General features: G+C 63.2%; 17 protein-coding genes and 1 pseudogene. 7 read left to right on the forward strand and 11 right to left on the reverse strand.

The window, feature by feature from the left end; genetic code table 11:
• Positions 1-81 precede the first annotated feature (81 nt).
• Together ybgC and ruvB are read right to left on the reverse strand one after the other, a co-directional pair.
• Complete coding sequence (gene ybgC, locus X760_RS56670; protein ID WP_023719610.1) at positions 82-552, reverse strand: tol-pal system-associated acyl-CoA thioesterase; 471 nt, start codon at positions 550-552, stop codon at positions 82-84.
• A gap of 125 nt (positions 553-677) precedes the next feature.
• A complete protein-coding gene (gene ruvB / locus X760_RS56675) occupies positions 678-1,718 on the reverse strand; it encodes a Holliday junction branch migration DNA helicase RuvB (protein WP_023719611.1) in 1,041 nt (346 codons plus the stop codon).
• Here ruvB and X760_RS79110 point away from each other — a divergent pair.
• On the forward strand, positions 1,717-1,971 hold the full coding sequence (locus tag X760_RS79110; protein WP_348633225.1) for a hypothetical protein: 255 nt from the start codon (positions 1,717-1,719) through the stop codon (positions 1,969-1,971). The genes ruvB and X760_RS79110 overlap by 2 nt on opposite strands.
• 6 nt (positions 1,972-1,977) lie before the next feature.
• On the opposite strand, the pseudogene X760_RS79115 reads toward X760_RS79110, so the two are convergent.
• From X760_RS79115 to X760_RS56705, 6 genes and pseudogenes are all read right to left on the reverse strand, one after another.
• A pseudogene (locus tag X760_RS79115) lies at positions 1,978-2,049 on the reverse strand (AbrB/MazE/SpoVT family DNA-binding domain-containing protein); the annotation flags it as partial.
• Between the two features lie 40 nt (positions 2,050-2,089).
• Positions 2,090-2,710 carry a Holliday junction branch migration protein RuvA gene (ruvA, locus tag X760_RS56685; RefSeq protein WP_023719613.1) on the reverse strand — a complete coding sequence of 207 codons (621 nt, stop codon included), beginning with the start codon at positions 2,708-2,710 and terminating at the stop codon, positions 2,090-2,092.
• A 13-nt stretch (positions 2,711-2,723) separates the two neighbouring features.
• A complete protein-coding gene (locus X760_RS56690; protein WP_023719614.1) occupies positions 2,724-3,146 on the reverse strand; it encodes a type II toxin-antitoxin system VapC family toxin in 423 nt (140 codons plus the stop codon).
• Entirely contained in the window at positions 3,124-3,393 is a 270-nt protein-coding gene (locus X760_RS56695; RefSeq protein WP_023719615.1) for an AbrB/MazE/SpoVT family DNA-binding domain-containing protein, read from the reverse strand. The genes X760_RS56690 and X760_RS56695 overlap by 23 nt, the downstream gene beginning before the upstream one ends.
• Positions 3,394-3,449: 56 nt before the next feature.
• Positions 3,450-3,962: a crossover junction endodeoxyribonuclease RuvC gene (gene ruvC / locus X760_RS56700; RefSeq protein WP_023719616.1), complete on the reverse strand. Its 513-nt coding sequence runs from the start codon at positions 3,960-3,962 to the stop codon at positions 3,450-3,452.
• Positions 3,963-4,269: 307 nt separating this feature from the next.
• Positions 4,270-4,797 (reverse strand): DUF1465 family protein, encoded by a 528-nt coding sequence (locus X760_RS56705; protein ID WP_023719617.1) that lies wholly within the window; start codon positions 4,795-4,797, stop codon positions 4,270-4,272.
• Between the two features lie 578 nt (positions 4,798-5,375).
• On the opposite strand from X760_RS56705, the gene X760_RS56710 reads away from it, so the two are divergent.
• Positions 5,376-5,927 carry a DUF2269 family protein gene (locus tag X760_RS56710; RefSeq protein ID WP_023719618.1) on the forward strand — a complete coding sequence of 184 codons (552 nt, stop codon included), beginning with the start codon at positions 5,376-5,378 and terminating at the stop codon, positions 5,925-5,927.
• Positions 5,928-5,967: 40 nt separating this feature from the next.
• On the opposite strand, the gene X760_RS56715 is transcribed toward X760_RS56710, so the two are convergent.
• Both X760_RS56715 and X760_RS56720 read right to left on the reverse strand, forming a co-directional pair.
• On the reverse strand, positions 5,968-6,738 hold the full coding sequence (locus X760_RS56715) for a sulfite exporter TauE/SafE family protein (RefSeq protein WP_023719619.1): 771 nt from the start codon (positions 6,736-6,738) through the stop codon (positions 5,968-5,970).
• A gap of 95 nt (positions 6,739-6,833) precedes the next feature.
• A complete protein-coding gene (locus X760_RS56720; protein ID WP_023719620.1) occupies positions 6,834-7,283 on the reverse strand; it encodes an Lrp/AsnC family transcriptional regulator in 450 nt (149 codons plus the stop codon).
• 133 nt (positions 7,284-7,416) lie between these two features.
• Here X760_RS56720 and X760_RS56725 point away from each other — a divergent pair, with 133 nt between their 5' ends.
• The 3 genes from X760_RS56725 to X760_RS56735 all read left to right on the forward strand — a co-directional run bounded on the left by X760_RS56725 (position 7,417) and on the right by X760_RS56735 (position 10,158).
• Positions 7,417-8,301 carry a DMT family transporter gene (locus tag X760_RS56725; protein WP_023719621.1) on the forward strand — a complete coding sequence of 295 codons (885 nt, stop codon included), beginning with the start codon at positions 7,417-7,419 and terminating at the stop codon, positions 8,299-8,301.
• Positions 8,302-8,477: 176 nt separating this feature from the next.
• Entirely contained in the window at positions 8,478-9,125 is a 648-nt protein-coding gene (locus X760_RS56730) for a thiamine phosphate synthase (RefSeq protein WP_023719622.1), read from the forward strand.
• A gap of 1 nt (position 9,126) precedes the next feature.
• Complete coding sequence (locus X760_RS56735; protein ID WP_023719623.1) at positions 9,127-10,158, forward strand: tetratricopeptide repeat protein; 1,032 nt, start codon at positions 9,127-9,129, stop codon at positions 10,156-10,158.
• Between the two features lie 45 nt (positions 10,159-10,203).
• Here X760_RS56735 and X760_RS56740 read toward each other — a convergent pair whose 3' ends face one another.
• A complete protein-coding gene (locus X760_RS56740; RefSeq protein WP_023719624.1) occupies positions 10,204-11,220 on the reverse strand; it encodes an NAD(P)-dependent alcohol dehydrogenase in 1,017 nt (338 codons plus the stop codon).
• A 95-nt stretch (positions 11,221-11,315) separates the two neighbouring features.
• Between X760_RS56740 and X760_RS73745 the strand changes: the two genes are divergently transcribed.
• Positions 11,316-12,188: a LysR family transcriptional regulator gene (locus tag X760_RS73745; RefSeq protein ID WP_023719625.1), complete on the forward strand. Its 873-nt coding sequence runs from the start codon at positions 11,316-11,318 to the stop codon at positions 12,186-12,188.
• Positions 12,189-12,326: 138 nt separating this feature from the next.
• A complete protein-coding gene (gene efp, locus X760_RS56745) occupies positions 12,327-12,893 on the forward strand; it encodes an elongation factor P (RefSeq protein WP_023678016.1) in 567 nt (188 codons plus the stop codon).
• Positions 12,894-12,906: the final 13 nt, after the last annotated feature.

A 12,906-nucleotide genomic window follows, 5' to 3' on the forward strand; every position in this document is an offset into this window, starting at 1 on the left:
CGGCGCATTGCCGCGCCCTGATAGGTCGCCCGGCGATTCTGGCGTGGACCGGAAGTTCCGGGATCGTCCGCCTCTGAATCTTTATTTGCGCGTTCTTGGCATGAAAGCTGCGATCCAGTCCTTGGGAAAGCGCCGCGGCCGTCCGTTGTCGCCGACGATCGCCGCTTCGACCCGCGCCTCGACCAGCACTTCGCTGCCGCGCTTCAATTGCTGCGCCATGACGATCCGCGCACCGGAAATCTCGTCGGTGCGCGTATCGATGGTCAGGATGTCGTCCATGCGGGCCGAACCGCGGAAATCGATTTCCATGCGCCGCACCACCCAGACTATTTTCTCGCCATGTTTGCCCTCGGCAAGCTCGGTGTGGTGGACGCCGGCCAAGCGCAGATAATCGGAACGGCCGCGCTCGAAGAACTCGAGATAGCGCGCGTGGTAGACGACGCCGGAAAAATCGGTGTCTGCATAATAGACCCGCGCCATCAATCGATGGCCGAATTCCGTCAGCGCGCCGGAAAGCCCGGCGGACAATGCCGATTCACGGTGATCGTCCATTGCTGTCCTTTTGGCCCGACGGGCCCTGTTTTAAGCAACACCTGTTTTGCGCATAGACCGGCGATGATCAAGACCTGGAGGGCGGGGCCGGGAACTGCCAGCACCGAAGCCATAAGCAGCGGAACTTACGGCTCTTCCTGGAATAGGCTGATCTGCTGCTGCGCCAGGTCCTTCGGCGCGTCGAGGCCGAGATGCCGCCAGGCATTGGCCGCCAGCACGCGGCCGCGCGGAGTGCGCATGATAAAGCCTTGCTGGATCAGAAAGGGTTCGATGATGTCCTCGATGGCATCGCGCGGCTCGGAAAGCCCAGCGGCGATGGTTTCGATGCCGACCGGCCCGCCGCCGAAATTCCGGGCGATCATCGACAAATAGCGGCGGTCGAGCGCGTCGAGGCCGAGCCCGTCGACCTCCAGCCGCGTCAGCGCCTCGTCGGCGATCTTGCGGTCGACATGGCCGTCGCCCGCAACGCTGGCGAAGTCGCGCACCCGGCGCAACAGCCGGCCCGCGATGCGCGGCGTGCCGCGCGCCCGCCGGGCGATCTCCAAAGCACCGTCGTCACCGAGCGGCATGGCAAGGATGCGGGCGCCGCGCCGCACGATCTGCTCGAGTTCCTCGACGGAATAGAAATTGAGCCGCACCGGAATGCCGAAGCGGTCGCGCAGCGGGTTGGTCAACAGGCCGAGCCGGGTGGTGGCGGCGACTAGCGTGAAGCGGGCCAGGTCGATCTTGACCGAGCGCGCCGCAGGCCCCTCGCCGATGATCAGGTCGAGCTGGAAATCCTCCATCGCCGGATAGAGGATTTCCTCGACCGCCGGGTTGAGCCGGTGGATCTCGTCGATGAACAGCACGTCGCGGTCTTCGAGGTTGGTGAGCAGCGCCGCGAGATCCCCGGCCTTGGCGATGACCGGACCCGAGGTCGAGCGGAAATTGACGCCGAGCTCGCGCGCCATGATCTGCGCCAGCGTCGTCTTGCCGAGGCCGGGCGGGCCGACGAACAGCACATGATCGAGCGCTTCGCTGCGGCCCTTGGCGGCCTCGATGAACACTTTGAGATTGGCCCGCACCGCCGCCTGGCCGACGAAGTCGCCGAGCGTCTGCGGCCGCAAGGTCTGCTCGGCGTCCTCGCCGCGTTTGTCGGGAGCAATGAGGCGTGGCGAAAGGCTCATGCGCATACCGCTCGAAGGAAAAAGTTCGTATCGACACGGATTAACGTCACCCGGCACCCTCTCGTTCGGCGTCTTGCTGCTCGCCAACAACCTGGCGGCCCACTGCATCCCTTACCACCGCGTCGATCTGTTCCAGCGTAGCGGGCCCGTTAGGTGGATCACCCAGAAATCCAGCGAGGTCGGCAAATTCGAGATTGCGCGGCGTTCCTATCAGGAGACCATCCACGACCGTCCAGGCAACAGTATCGCCTGACTTGAGCGACAACTCGTTCCGGACTTTCTTTGGAATCGTAAGCTGCCCCCTGGAGGTCAAGCCCGCATATCCGACCATGCTCTTGTTCCTAGTCGGAATTTATTTGTCGGGCAACATCTCACCGTGCCAGCTCCTTCAGCCCGAAGCGGATCAGCTTCGACGCGTCCGCTTCCTCGCCGGCCGTCTTCAACGCCGCCGCCACTGCGTTGGCGGCAGTGTCGCGAGAATAGCCGAGATTGACCAGCGCCGAGACTGCGTCGGTGATCGGCGCCGAAGCAACGCCTTCGCCGAGCTCCTGCTTCAGGCCGATGGTGCCGGAGGCAGCACCTGCATAGGCCGGCGCCTTGTTCTTCAACTCGGTGACGATGCGCTCCGCCACCTTCTTGCCGACGCCCGGCGCACGGCTGACCATGGCGATATCGCGCAACGCAATCGCATTGGCGAGGTCGGCCGGCGCCAGCGTCGACAGGATTGCCAGCGCCACCTTGGCGCCGACGCCCTGCACATTGTTCATCAACAACCGGAACCATTCGCGCTCCAGCACCGACTGGAACCCATAGAGCCGCAGCATATCCTCGCGCACATAGGTCTCGATGAACAATATCACCGCCTCGCCGGGCGGCGGCAATGCGGCAAGCGTGCGCGCCGAGCAATAGGCGACATAGCCGACGCCATGCACATCGACGATGCAGAAATCCTCGTCGATCTCGTCCAGCGTGCCTTTTAGCTTGCCGATCATTTGAGCTTGCCGATCATGCCGGGTGGGTTTCCGGAGAGATGATATCGAGGTCCGGGAAATAGCTGCGATAGCGCGCGGCATCGCGCGTCAGCAGGCGATGCCCAGCGACAACCGCATGGGCTCCAATAAAGAAATCCGGCAGCGTTCGTTCGCGGAGGCCGCCGGCGCGGCGATAGCGGGAGTGCGTGACACCAGCAAGGAAGGCCGCTTCCCACGGCAGGAATTCGCGATCCATCTTGAGCATGTCGACTGCTTGGCGAAGGGCCTGTTCGGTCGCGATCAACGGCGCGAGTTCGGACCAGACGATTGCATTGATTACGAGAGCGCCGTCGCGCCGGCATGCGGTAATTGCTGATGCCGACCATTTCGTCTCCCGTCCGGCAGGACCCCAAACGTCGATCAGGACGTTTGTGTCAATCAATGTCGAGGTCTTCACGCGGGCCCCTCAGCCATTCCACATATTCGTCCGCCGTCATGCCCCCCAGATCCAGCGTACCAGCCATACGGCCGAGCATCTGGCTGAATCTGCGCGAGGCTTCCTCCTTCGACATGTTTTCGTCGACCGCAATGACACGAGCACCGTCCTCGGTGGGGACGAACTCCACCTCCGAGCCCGGGCCGATACCCAGATGATCCCGTATTTCCTTCGGGATGGTCACTTGGCCCTTGGTGGTAACGCGCATGGTAATACCTCGTTGGTATTACTTATTGTTCACTGGAGAACAAGTCAAGAACAAACTTATTCGGCCGGCATCGCCATCCTGTAGGCGATGCTCTGCCTGTGATGCGCGTGACAGATGGCGATGGCCAGCGCATCGGCGGCGTCGTCGGTGTCGAAAGTCGCCTTCGGCATCAGCACCTTGACCATCATATGGATCTGCTTCTTGTCGCCATGGCCGACACCGATCACCGCCTTCTTGACGGCGTTGGGCGCATATTCGGCAACGGCAAGGCCGGCGCGCGCCGGCACCAGCATGGCGATGCCGCGTGCCTGGCCGAGTTTCAGCGTCGCCGCGGCATCCTTGTTGACGAAGGTCTGCTCCACCGCCGCCTCGTGCGGCATCGTGGCATGCAGGATCTCGGCAAGCCCGTCATGCAATTGGCAAAGACGCACCGCCAGCGCCGCCTTGTCGTCGGACCGTACTGTGCCGGAAGCGACGAAGCGCAGCGAATTGCCAAGGCTTTCGACGATGCCCCAGCCGGTGCGCCTAAGCCCCGGATCGATGCCGATGATGCGAATCGCTTCCCCCATCCGCCAAGTCTACCTTCGGCGGGCAGCGATGCCAGCGAAATGTGAACAAACCAGAAACGGGGCTCGTGATGTCCACAAAGCCTCTGAGACCGTTTCGAAAGGTCGCTCCGGCGAGTCATATGGTGGTGGTTTCGAGAACCGGAGCGCAGCGGACATTTGGGTCCGTGAGCCCACGCGTGATCCCGAGGGGATCATGCGCAATCAAAGTGCTGCAGCGTCCTTTGCGCGTCCAAAAGGACGCGGCGCTGCAGGTAAGCGGAGAAAACGCCGCCAGATGGCCGCTGGAGTAGAGTTTCCAAACGGTCTCTCAGCCGCGGGCGAAAGCCGTGTTGAGCAACGTGATCTGGTCGGAGACCGGATTGAGGCGACGGCTCGACTGAGGCACCTCGGCGAGGCCGCCATAGATCTCCTCGTCCATGCGGCGCACCAGCGCCTGCAGGCGCAGCGAGCGGTTGACGAGGTCGACGAAATCCGTCGGCAGCTCGGCCCAGCCGGGCGCCTCGTCATGCGCGGAGGCGGTGTCGAGACGCACCTTGGATTTTTCGGAAGCCACCTGATCGCGGGTCATCTCGCCGGAATTCGCCGCCCGCTGCAAAAGCAGCCACGAGGCGACCTGCATCAGCCTGGTGGTCAGCCGCATCGACTCGGCCGCATAAAGCGTCGCCGCCAGCCTCGACAGCTTCTTGGCCTCGGCGCGGCCCTTGCCGTCGAGATATTCGGCCGCCTGCTCGACCAAGCCCATGCCTTCCTGATAGAGCGGCTTGAAGGATTGGGAGAAAACCCGGCGCTCCGCCAGCTTGATGGTGTTCGCGCTCGCCTTCGAAGGCTCGTTCATCGCTGCGCCCCTGCACTTGCCTGACAGCCGGCCGATTCGGCTCTTGGCCGCCATATCCGGCAGCCTAAACGACTGAAGCTTGAAAATGCGCTTCGCTGCCGGCGAAGGCAAGCACATGTTTAACAAACGGTTAACGGCCGCATTTGGCCCAAGGGGCTCCATGCCGGCGAACAAAAAAAGAGCCGCGGATAAGGCGGCTCTCAGGAGTTTAACAGGGAGGCGTCAAACAAAGTGGCTCCAACCACTCGGTAAGAATCCAGATCACTGGATGGACATAGTAAACGCCTGTAAAGCTTAACAAAGCCTTAACGCAGGGCATATTTTTCGATCAAGCGCCCAGCATCTGTGCCGTAACAGCACAGATGGCCGGCTAAGCCGCCGCTCTCACCACCGGCTGGAAAGTGGGGGCGACGCGCTTGCGCCACGGTTCCTCCAGATCGTGACCGACATACCGAAACAGATCCGCTCGCCGCGCGACATCGTTCCGAAACAGGCGCCGCGCTAAACGCCCGCTCCTCGCAACGAGGCGGAGCAAAATTGCGCTCCGGCAATCATGAAAATTTCTCAAGGAGCGAACAATGGACTGGTACTCGGCCGTTAAATTTCTGCACATCGTCTCGGCGATCCTCTGGGTCGGCGGCGGCTTCACCCTGATGCTGCTTGCGGTACGCGCCGACCGCGCTGGAAACGTCGAAGGCATGTTGCAGGCGATGCGCGCCACTGGCGAGCTCGGTAACCGGTTCTTCGCGCCGATGTCGATGCTGACATTGCTCTTCGGCCTCATCATGTGCGGCTTCTGGGTCGGCTTTTCCGATTTGTGGGTGCTGATCGGCCTTGCCGGTTATGCGACGACCTTCTGCATCGGCATGTTCGTCTTCAAGCCGACTGCCGACCGCATGGCAGGCATGATCGCCAAGGATGGCGTGACGCCGGCGGTGCTTGCCCAGGGCCAGCGCGTCCTCAATGCCGCGCGCTTCGACTATTCGGTGATGCTGATGATCATCGCGGACATGGTGCTGAAGCCGACACTGCACGACATCACCATTCTTGGCTGCATGGCGTTCGTGCTGGCAACCGGCGCTGCTCTCGCGCTTGGCAGGACGCGGCCGCTGCTGCCGAGTGCCGCCTGAGGTTTAAGGAATCCGGCGGCGGCCGCCTGGGGCCGCCGTCTTACAGAAGGCCGGCGATGCCGTCCCACAGAAGCTTGACCGCGACGACCGCCACGGTCGCATAGGTGAAGGGATAGAACAGCTCCGGCCGCATCCGCCGCACCAGCCAGGCGCCGGCGATTGTCGACAGCGGCGCCAGCGGCATCAGCACCGCCGACGCGGTCAAATTGGTGGTGTCGAACTGGCCGAGCGCGAAATAGGGGATGAGCTTCAGTGCATTGGTGACGGCGAAGAAGATCGCCGCGGTGCCGGACAGCACCTTCGGATCCAGCCTGATCGGCAACGCATAGACCTGAAAAGGCGGGCCGCCGACATGGGCGACGAAGCTGGTGAACCCGGCAACGGTACCCCAGAAGCCGGCGGCAACGCGGTTGGGCTCCGCCGCGTGGCCGGCACCGTGGCGGAGTTGCAAATAGAGCCAGCGCAGCACGAAGATCAGGGCGACCGCGCCGACGATCAGCCGGACCATCTCTTCGGTTACAAGTGCCGCCGTCAGCCAGCCAAGGGCAATGCCGATCACGGCACCCGGCATCATGTCGGCCAGCATCTTGCGGTCGAAGATACCCCACCATGTCCACACCGAGACAATGTCCATCAGGCACAGAATTGGCAGAAGAATTGCGGCAGCCTGAACCGGCGGCATGGTCAGCGCCATCAATGGCACGCCGACAAAGCCGACGGCGCCGCCGAAGCCGCCTTTCGACAGGCCGACGAGGATGACGGCCGGCATGGCCGCGGCATAGAACCAGGGATCGATGAGCAGGCCTGACATGGGGAAAGGAGGCTGGAGGGAAAGTTGAACTCTGGAATAGACCAGAAATGGCCAGACCGCGACCGCAAATACGTGGGCCACGCCACCGGAGCCCGTCACATGTTTGGCATGTCGAGCGGCGGCGGGCGTCTCCGGATCGGCTGCGCCTTGATGATGGCGGTGCTGGTTTCGGCCTTGTCGGCGATGCGGTCGAGAATCCCGTCGAGCTCGCCGATCGAGCGGACGAACAGCCGGGCGACGAAGCAGTCATCGCCCGTCACCTTGTCGCATTCGCCGAATTCCGGGATTTCCTCGATCAGCTTCTGGACGATGTGCAGCTTACCGGGCAACGGCCGGATGCGAACGATCGCCTGCAAGGCGTAGCCGAGCGCCTGCGGATCGATGTCGATGGTGAATGCGCGAATGACGCCGCGATCCTCAAGCCGCCGAAGCCGCTCCGAAACGCTTGGCGACGACAACCCGACCTGCAGCGCCAGTTCCTTCAGCGAGGTCCGTGAATCCCTGACCAGGATATCGAGGAGCTTTCTATCGAGCTCGTCCAGCATTTTACAATTCCAAGAAAAAGCCGATGTTTACCTAATTAAATTAGGTTCGTTCTGCATATCACCAGCTACAAGTCATGGAAAGGCCCATATCTGCCGTGGGATTATAGAATCTCAACGGGTTTCGGGAGCATCCATGGACAACACGGTACGCGGCACGATCGAAATGACTGCGGCGATGGCGATCCTCGGCACGATCGGCTGGTTCGTCGTCCTGTCCGGCCAACCCATCATGGACGTGGTGTTCTGGCGCTGCGCCTTCGGTGCGGTAACGCTGCTGGTTATCTGCACGGCGCTGGGACTGCTGCGCGGCAGGCTGTCGCTTCGCATTGTCGCGATCGCGGCTCTCGGCGGTGCTGCCATCGTTATCAACTGGCTGCTGCTGTTCAGCGCGTTTTCCCGCGCGTCGATCTCGATCGCCACGGCTGTCTACAATACGCAACCCTTCATGCTGGTCGGTTTTGGCGCGCTCTTCTTCTCCGAACGGCTGACGGTGACCAAGCTGACCTGGCTCGGCATCGCCTTCGCCGGCATGCTGCTGATCGTGCAGGCCGCGCCCGATGCAGGCGATCATGGTACGGATTACTTTACCGGCATTGCGATGGCGCTGGCCGCGGCTTTCTTCTGGGCCGTTGCGGCTATCGTCACCAAGAAGCTCAAAGGCACGCCGCCGCACCTGATCGCCCTGATCCAGGTCTGCGTCGGCGTTCTCATGCTGGCACCTTTCGCCAATCTCACCCACCTTCCCGCCGATGCGCGGAGCTGGGTCATGCTGGCGACGCTCGGCATCGTCCATACCGGCCTGATGTACATCCTCATGTACGGCGCCATCCAGAAACTGCCGACGCATCTGCAGGGGTCGCTGTCCTTCATCTATCCAGTCGTCGCCATCCTCGTCGACGTCGTCGCCTTCGGCCACCGGCTGCATCCGGCGCAGATCGCCGGCGCCGCCGCCATCCTGGTCGCCGCCGCCGGCATGAACCTCGGCTGGTCGCTTTGGAAATCGAAAGTGCCTGCGTAGAGCCCGCAAGCGACCAGGCGAGGAGAATTTCGGCCAACGGTAGTCATGCGCCGAGCCCCGATAGATCTAGCCGGCAATCGTGATCCCCCTGCCGCCTGTTCAATCCCCGCACTTTGCTCTATGCCGCAATGCAACCATCTTCGCCCGGCATAGGCGATAACCGGGACCGAACACCAATGAATGACGCAACGCCCCCCAACCGCTGCCGTATCGTGTTGATCGCGCCGCCGAACGTGCCGGCCGAGCGCATCGCCGCAGCCTTCGACGGCGGTGACGTCGCCTCGCTGATCCTGCCGGAAAACGGCATGGACGAGGCCGCCTTCCAGGCCTTTGCCGAGCAGATCGTGCCGGTGGCGCAAGCGGCCGGCATTGCCGTCATCATTGCTGGCGACACCCGCATCGCCGGCCGCGTCCAGGCCGACGGCATCCATGTCGAGGTCGGCAAGGACGAGCTCGCCGAAACGATCGAACACTTCCAGGCCAGGATGATGGTCGGCACCGGCGGCGCCAAGACCCGCGACGACGCGCTGGAACTTGGCGAGGTCAGGCCCGATTATATTTTCTTCGGTCGCTTCGGCTACGACAACAAGCCGGAGCCGCATCCCCGCAACCTGTCGCTCGGGCAATGGTGGGCGGACGTGATCCAGATCCCTTGCATCGTCATGGCCGGATCCGATCTTGCCTCGGTGGAAGCTGTCGCCGCCACCGGTGCCGAATTCGTGGCGCTTTCCAGCGCGGTTTTCGCCGGCGACGTCGATCCGAAGACGGCGGTTGCCACCGCCAACGCGCTGCTCGACGAAACCGCACCGCGCTTCGAGGACTGACGTGCTCTCTCGGACGATCCTTTTCAGCGCTTTTCTCGCAACGGCCGTAACCCAGGCGATAGCGGCGGAACCCGTTCCGCTGCCGCAGCCGAGGCCGGATTCCAGCGAGCCTGCCGACAAGCCGTTTCTCCCACCATTGCCGCAGCCCGCCACCACGGCCCCTTTGCCGTCGGCCGATACCATCAACCCCGACCGCTTCGGCGCAAAACCGTCCGACGCCGCCTACGGCGCCTTTCAGCGCGGCCTCTACAAGACGGCCTACAACCTTGCGATTTCCCGTGCTCAAAACGGCGATCCGGCGGCACAGACGCTGGTGGCCGAGATATTGTCGCGCGGCCTCGGCGTGCCGGTCGACGCGGCAGGGGCGGCGAAGTGGTATGCGCTTGCCGCCGAGCAGGGCATCCCGGAATCGCAATTCCAGTATGCGCTGATGCTGCTCGATGGCCGCTACGTCAAAAAGGACGAGAAGGAGGCCTATGCGCTGATGCAGGCCGCCGCCGAAGCCGGCAACCGCCTGGCGCAGTTTAATTTTGCCCAGCTGATGGTCGAACAGGAGCCCGGCGATGCCGGTATTGCCAAAGCCGTATCCTATTACGAGCGCGCCGCCGCGACCGGGCTTGCCGACGCACAATATGCGATGGCACAGGTCTACGCCAATGGCGCCGGCGGCAAGCCGCGCGACGATGTCCGCGCCCGCGGCCTGCTGGCACAGGCTGCGCGGCAGAACTACGACACGGCGCAGATCGATCTCGCCACCTGGATGATCGAGGGGCGCGGCGGCGCCCGCGACCTGAAATCGGGCTTTAACTGGATGAAGCAGGCCGCAGAAGGCGGCAACGTCGCCGCCCAGAACCGTCTCGCCAAGCTCTACATGAACGGCATCGGCACCGATCCGGATCTGATCCTCGCCGGCGCCTGGTATGTTGTCGCCCGCCGCGCTGGGCTCATCGACCAAGAGATGGACGATTTCCTGCAGGGCCTGACCGACGAGCAGACGCAGCAGGCGCTGCAACGGGCCAATCGCCTGCCCTGACTGTGATCTCGCGACTCATTGCACCCGGACTCGCAAGCGCGAGGCTCATTGCGTATGATCGAGCACGACCTTGCCGAAGGGCGAGCCGTGTTCAAGGTACCGAAAGGCTTCGGCGGCCTGGGTCCACGGTACGACCCGGTCGATCACCGGTCTCAATCGGTTGACGACAATGGCGCGGTTCATCGCCTCGAAGGATTCGCGTGAGCCCACCGGTATGCCTCGCGCCCTGACCTGCCGGCGGAAGATGTCGAGCGGGTTGATGGCGCCGTCACTGCCGCCGAGATAGCCGATGACGTTGATCTGGGCGCCGCGCGCCGCTGCCCTCAGCGATTGTGTAAAACTCTGCGGTCCGCCAACCTCGATGATATGGTCGGCGCCGCGCCCATCCGTCAATCCCAACACGGCCGATGCCCAGTCGGGGACGCTGCGATAGTTCACGCCATCATGCGCGCCCAGTTGCTTTGCCCGTGCAAGTTTCTCGTCGCTGCTCGACGTCACGATGACGCGCGCCCCGGCAGCGGCGGCGAATTGCATCGCAAACAAGGAAACGCCGCCGGTGCCGAGACAAAGTACGGTGTCGCCGGGCTCGACGCTGCCCTCTGTAAACAGCGCGTGCCATGCCGTCACGCCGGCGCAGGGCAGCGTCGCCGCCTCGAAGTCGCTCAGATTGGCCGGCGCCAGCACCGCCGCCTGTTCATCGAGCCGAGCAAATTCGCTGAGCAGCCCGTCGATCGGGCCGCCACGTTGATAGGAGGGCTCGGCCATCGCGAAACTGCCGCCGACCCAGCGCTGCCAGAACGTGCCGCAGACCCGGTCGCCGATCTGGAACCTGCTGACCTCGGCGCCGACGGCTACGACTTCGCCGACGCCGTCCGACAGCGGCACCAGCGGCAATGCAAACTTCGTGTGATAGCTGCCGCGGACGATCTCGGCATCGCGGTAGTTCAGCGCCGTCGCCTTCACCTTCACAATCATCTCTTGGCGCCCTGGTTCAGGCATCGGCCGCTCGACCATTCTGAGATTCTCGAGGCCGCCCGGGCTCTGCAATTCGATCGCTTTCATCGTGTTTCTTCTCTGCTGGTGCTGCCGCAGGAAAATCGCTTGCCATCCATCGGATTTCAAATTCATAATGTTCAGCATAATTATGCCTCTCTGACATGTTCAGGTGTCTCGTGCTCGAAGAACTGAAAACACTGGCCCTCTTTGCCGAGGAGGGTTCGATTCAGAAGGTGGCTCGACGCCTGCCGTTGACGCAGCCGGCCGTCACCCGCCAGATCCAGCGGCTGGAGGAGATGCTCGGCACGGAATTGCTCGACCGCCGGCTAAAGCCGTCGCGACTGACCCCGGCCGGCGTAGAGGTGCTGGCACGCGGCAAGGACATTCTCGCCGCCGTCGACGCGCTGCGATCATTCGCCAGTGGCAACGAGCCGGAGGGTCTGCTGCGGCTCGGCCTCGCCCATGGACTTTGCGACAAAGCCGTGGCCGCCGCCATTGCTGATGCCGTGGCGCGGTTTCCGAAGGTTTCGCTGCGTCTGAAGAGCGGTTGGAGCCTTGAGCTGGCCGACCAGCACAAGCGCGGACAGCTCGACCTCGCCTTCATCCTGGACGGCGGCAATTCCAAAACTGGCGACGGCGTTGTCGGAACCGAGCCCCTCGCCATCATCGCCGCCGAAAACACCGGCCGGCAAGCCGACGTCAAGACCATGCCCTGGGTTCTCAGTCCTGAACCTTGCGACGCGCGCCGGCGGCTGGCGGCTGCCCTTGCCGAGGGCGGCCACAGGTTGATGGTCGGCGCCGAGATTCAGGACAGCGCGCTGCAGATCGACTGGGTTCGTCGAGGCCAAGGCCTTGGCCTGCTGCCCAAGCGGCTGCTGCAGGAAAAGCTGCCGGAGGGCATTGCCCTGGTCGACGCTCCCGGCCTCGAGCTGTCGCTGCGAATTGTCGTCTTGCGTTCGCCGCACCTGCATCTTTTAACAGAGGTAGCCGACGCCATGAGCGCGGCCGTAACCGCCATCGTCAGGACGGACTGAGGCTGCCGCGCCGCGCTGCCGGGCGAGCTTCGTTCCCGCTTCATCGGAAGGCGCTCCTTGCCTCTGCTAGCGATTTGTGGTCTTGGAGGCGCCAAATTGCCCTTTGCGGCGATCATCTCATTTCCGGATCACCTCACCATGGCCAAGATCAATGGCAACGAAATCCGTCCCGGCAACGTCATCGAGCATGATGGCGGCCTTTGGGTGGCGGTCAGGACCAACACCGTCAAGCCCGGCAAGGGCGGCGCCTACAACCAGGTCGAACTCAAGAACCTGATCAACGGCACCAAGCTCAACGAGCGCTTCCGTTCGGCCGAGACGGTCGAGCAGATCCGGCTCGATCTGAAGGATTTTTCCTTCCTCTACGAGCAGGGCGACGCGCTGGTGTTCATGGACACCGAAAGCTACGAGCAGCTCGAATTGCAAAAGGAGTTCGTCGGCGATCGCGCCGCCTTCCTGCAGGACGGCATGATGGTGACGGTCCAGCTCTATGACGAAAGGCCGATCGGCATTTCGCTGCCCGACCAGGTGACGCTGACCATCACCGAGGCCGACCCGGTGGTGAGGGGCCAGACGGCAGCCTCGTCCTACAAGCCGGCGATACTCGAAAACGGCATCCGTGTGCTGGTGCCGCCGTTCATCGGCTCGGGCGAGCGTATCATCGTCGATACCAACGAAATCACTTACGTACGCCGCGCCGACTAAGGCGTGATCCCGA

The organism is Mesorhizobium sp. LSHC420B00, assembly GCF_000503055.1.
In the GTDB taxonomy this organism is placed as follows: domain Bacteria; phylum Pseudomonadota; class Alphaproteobacteria; order Rhizobiales; family Rhizobiaceae; genus Mesorhizobium.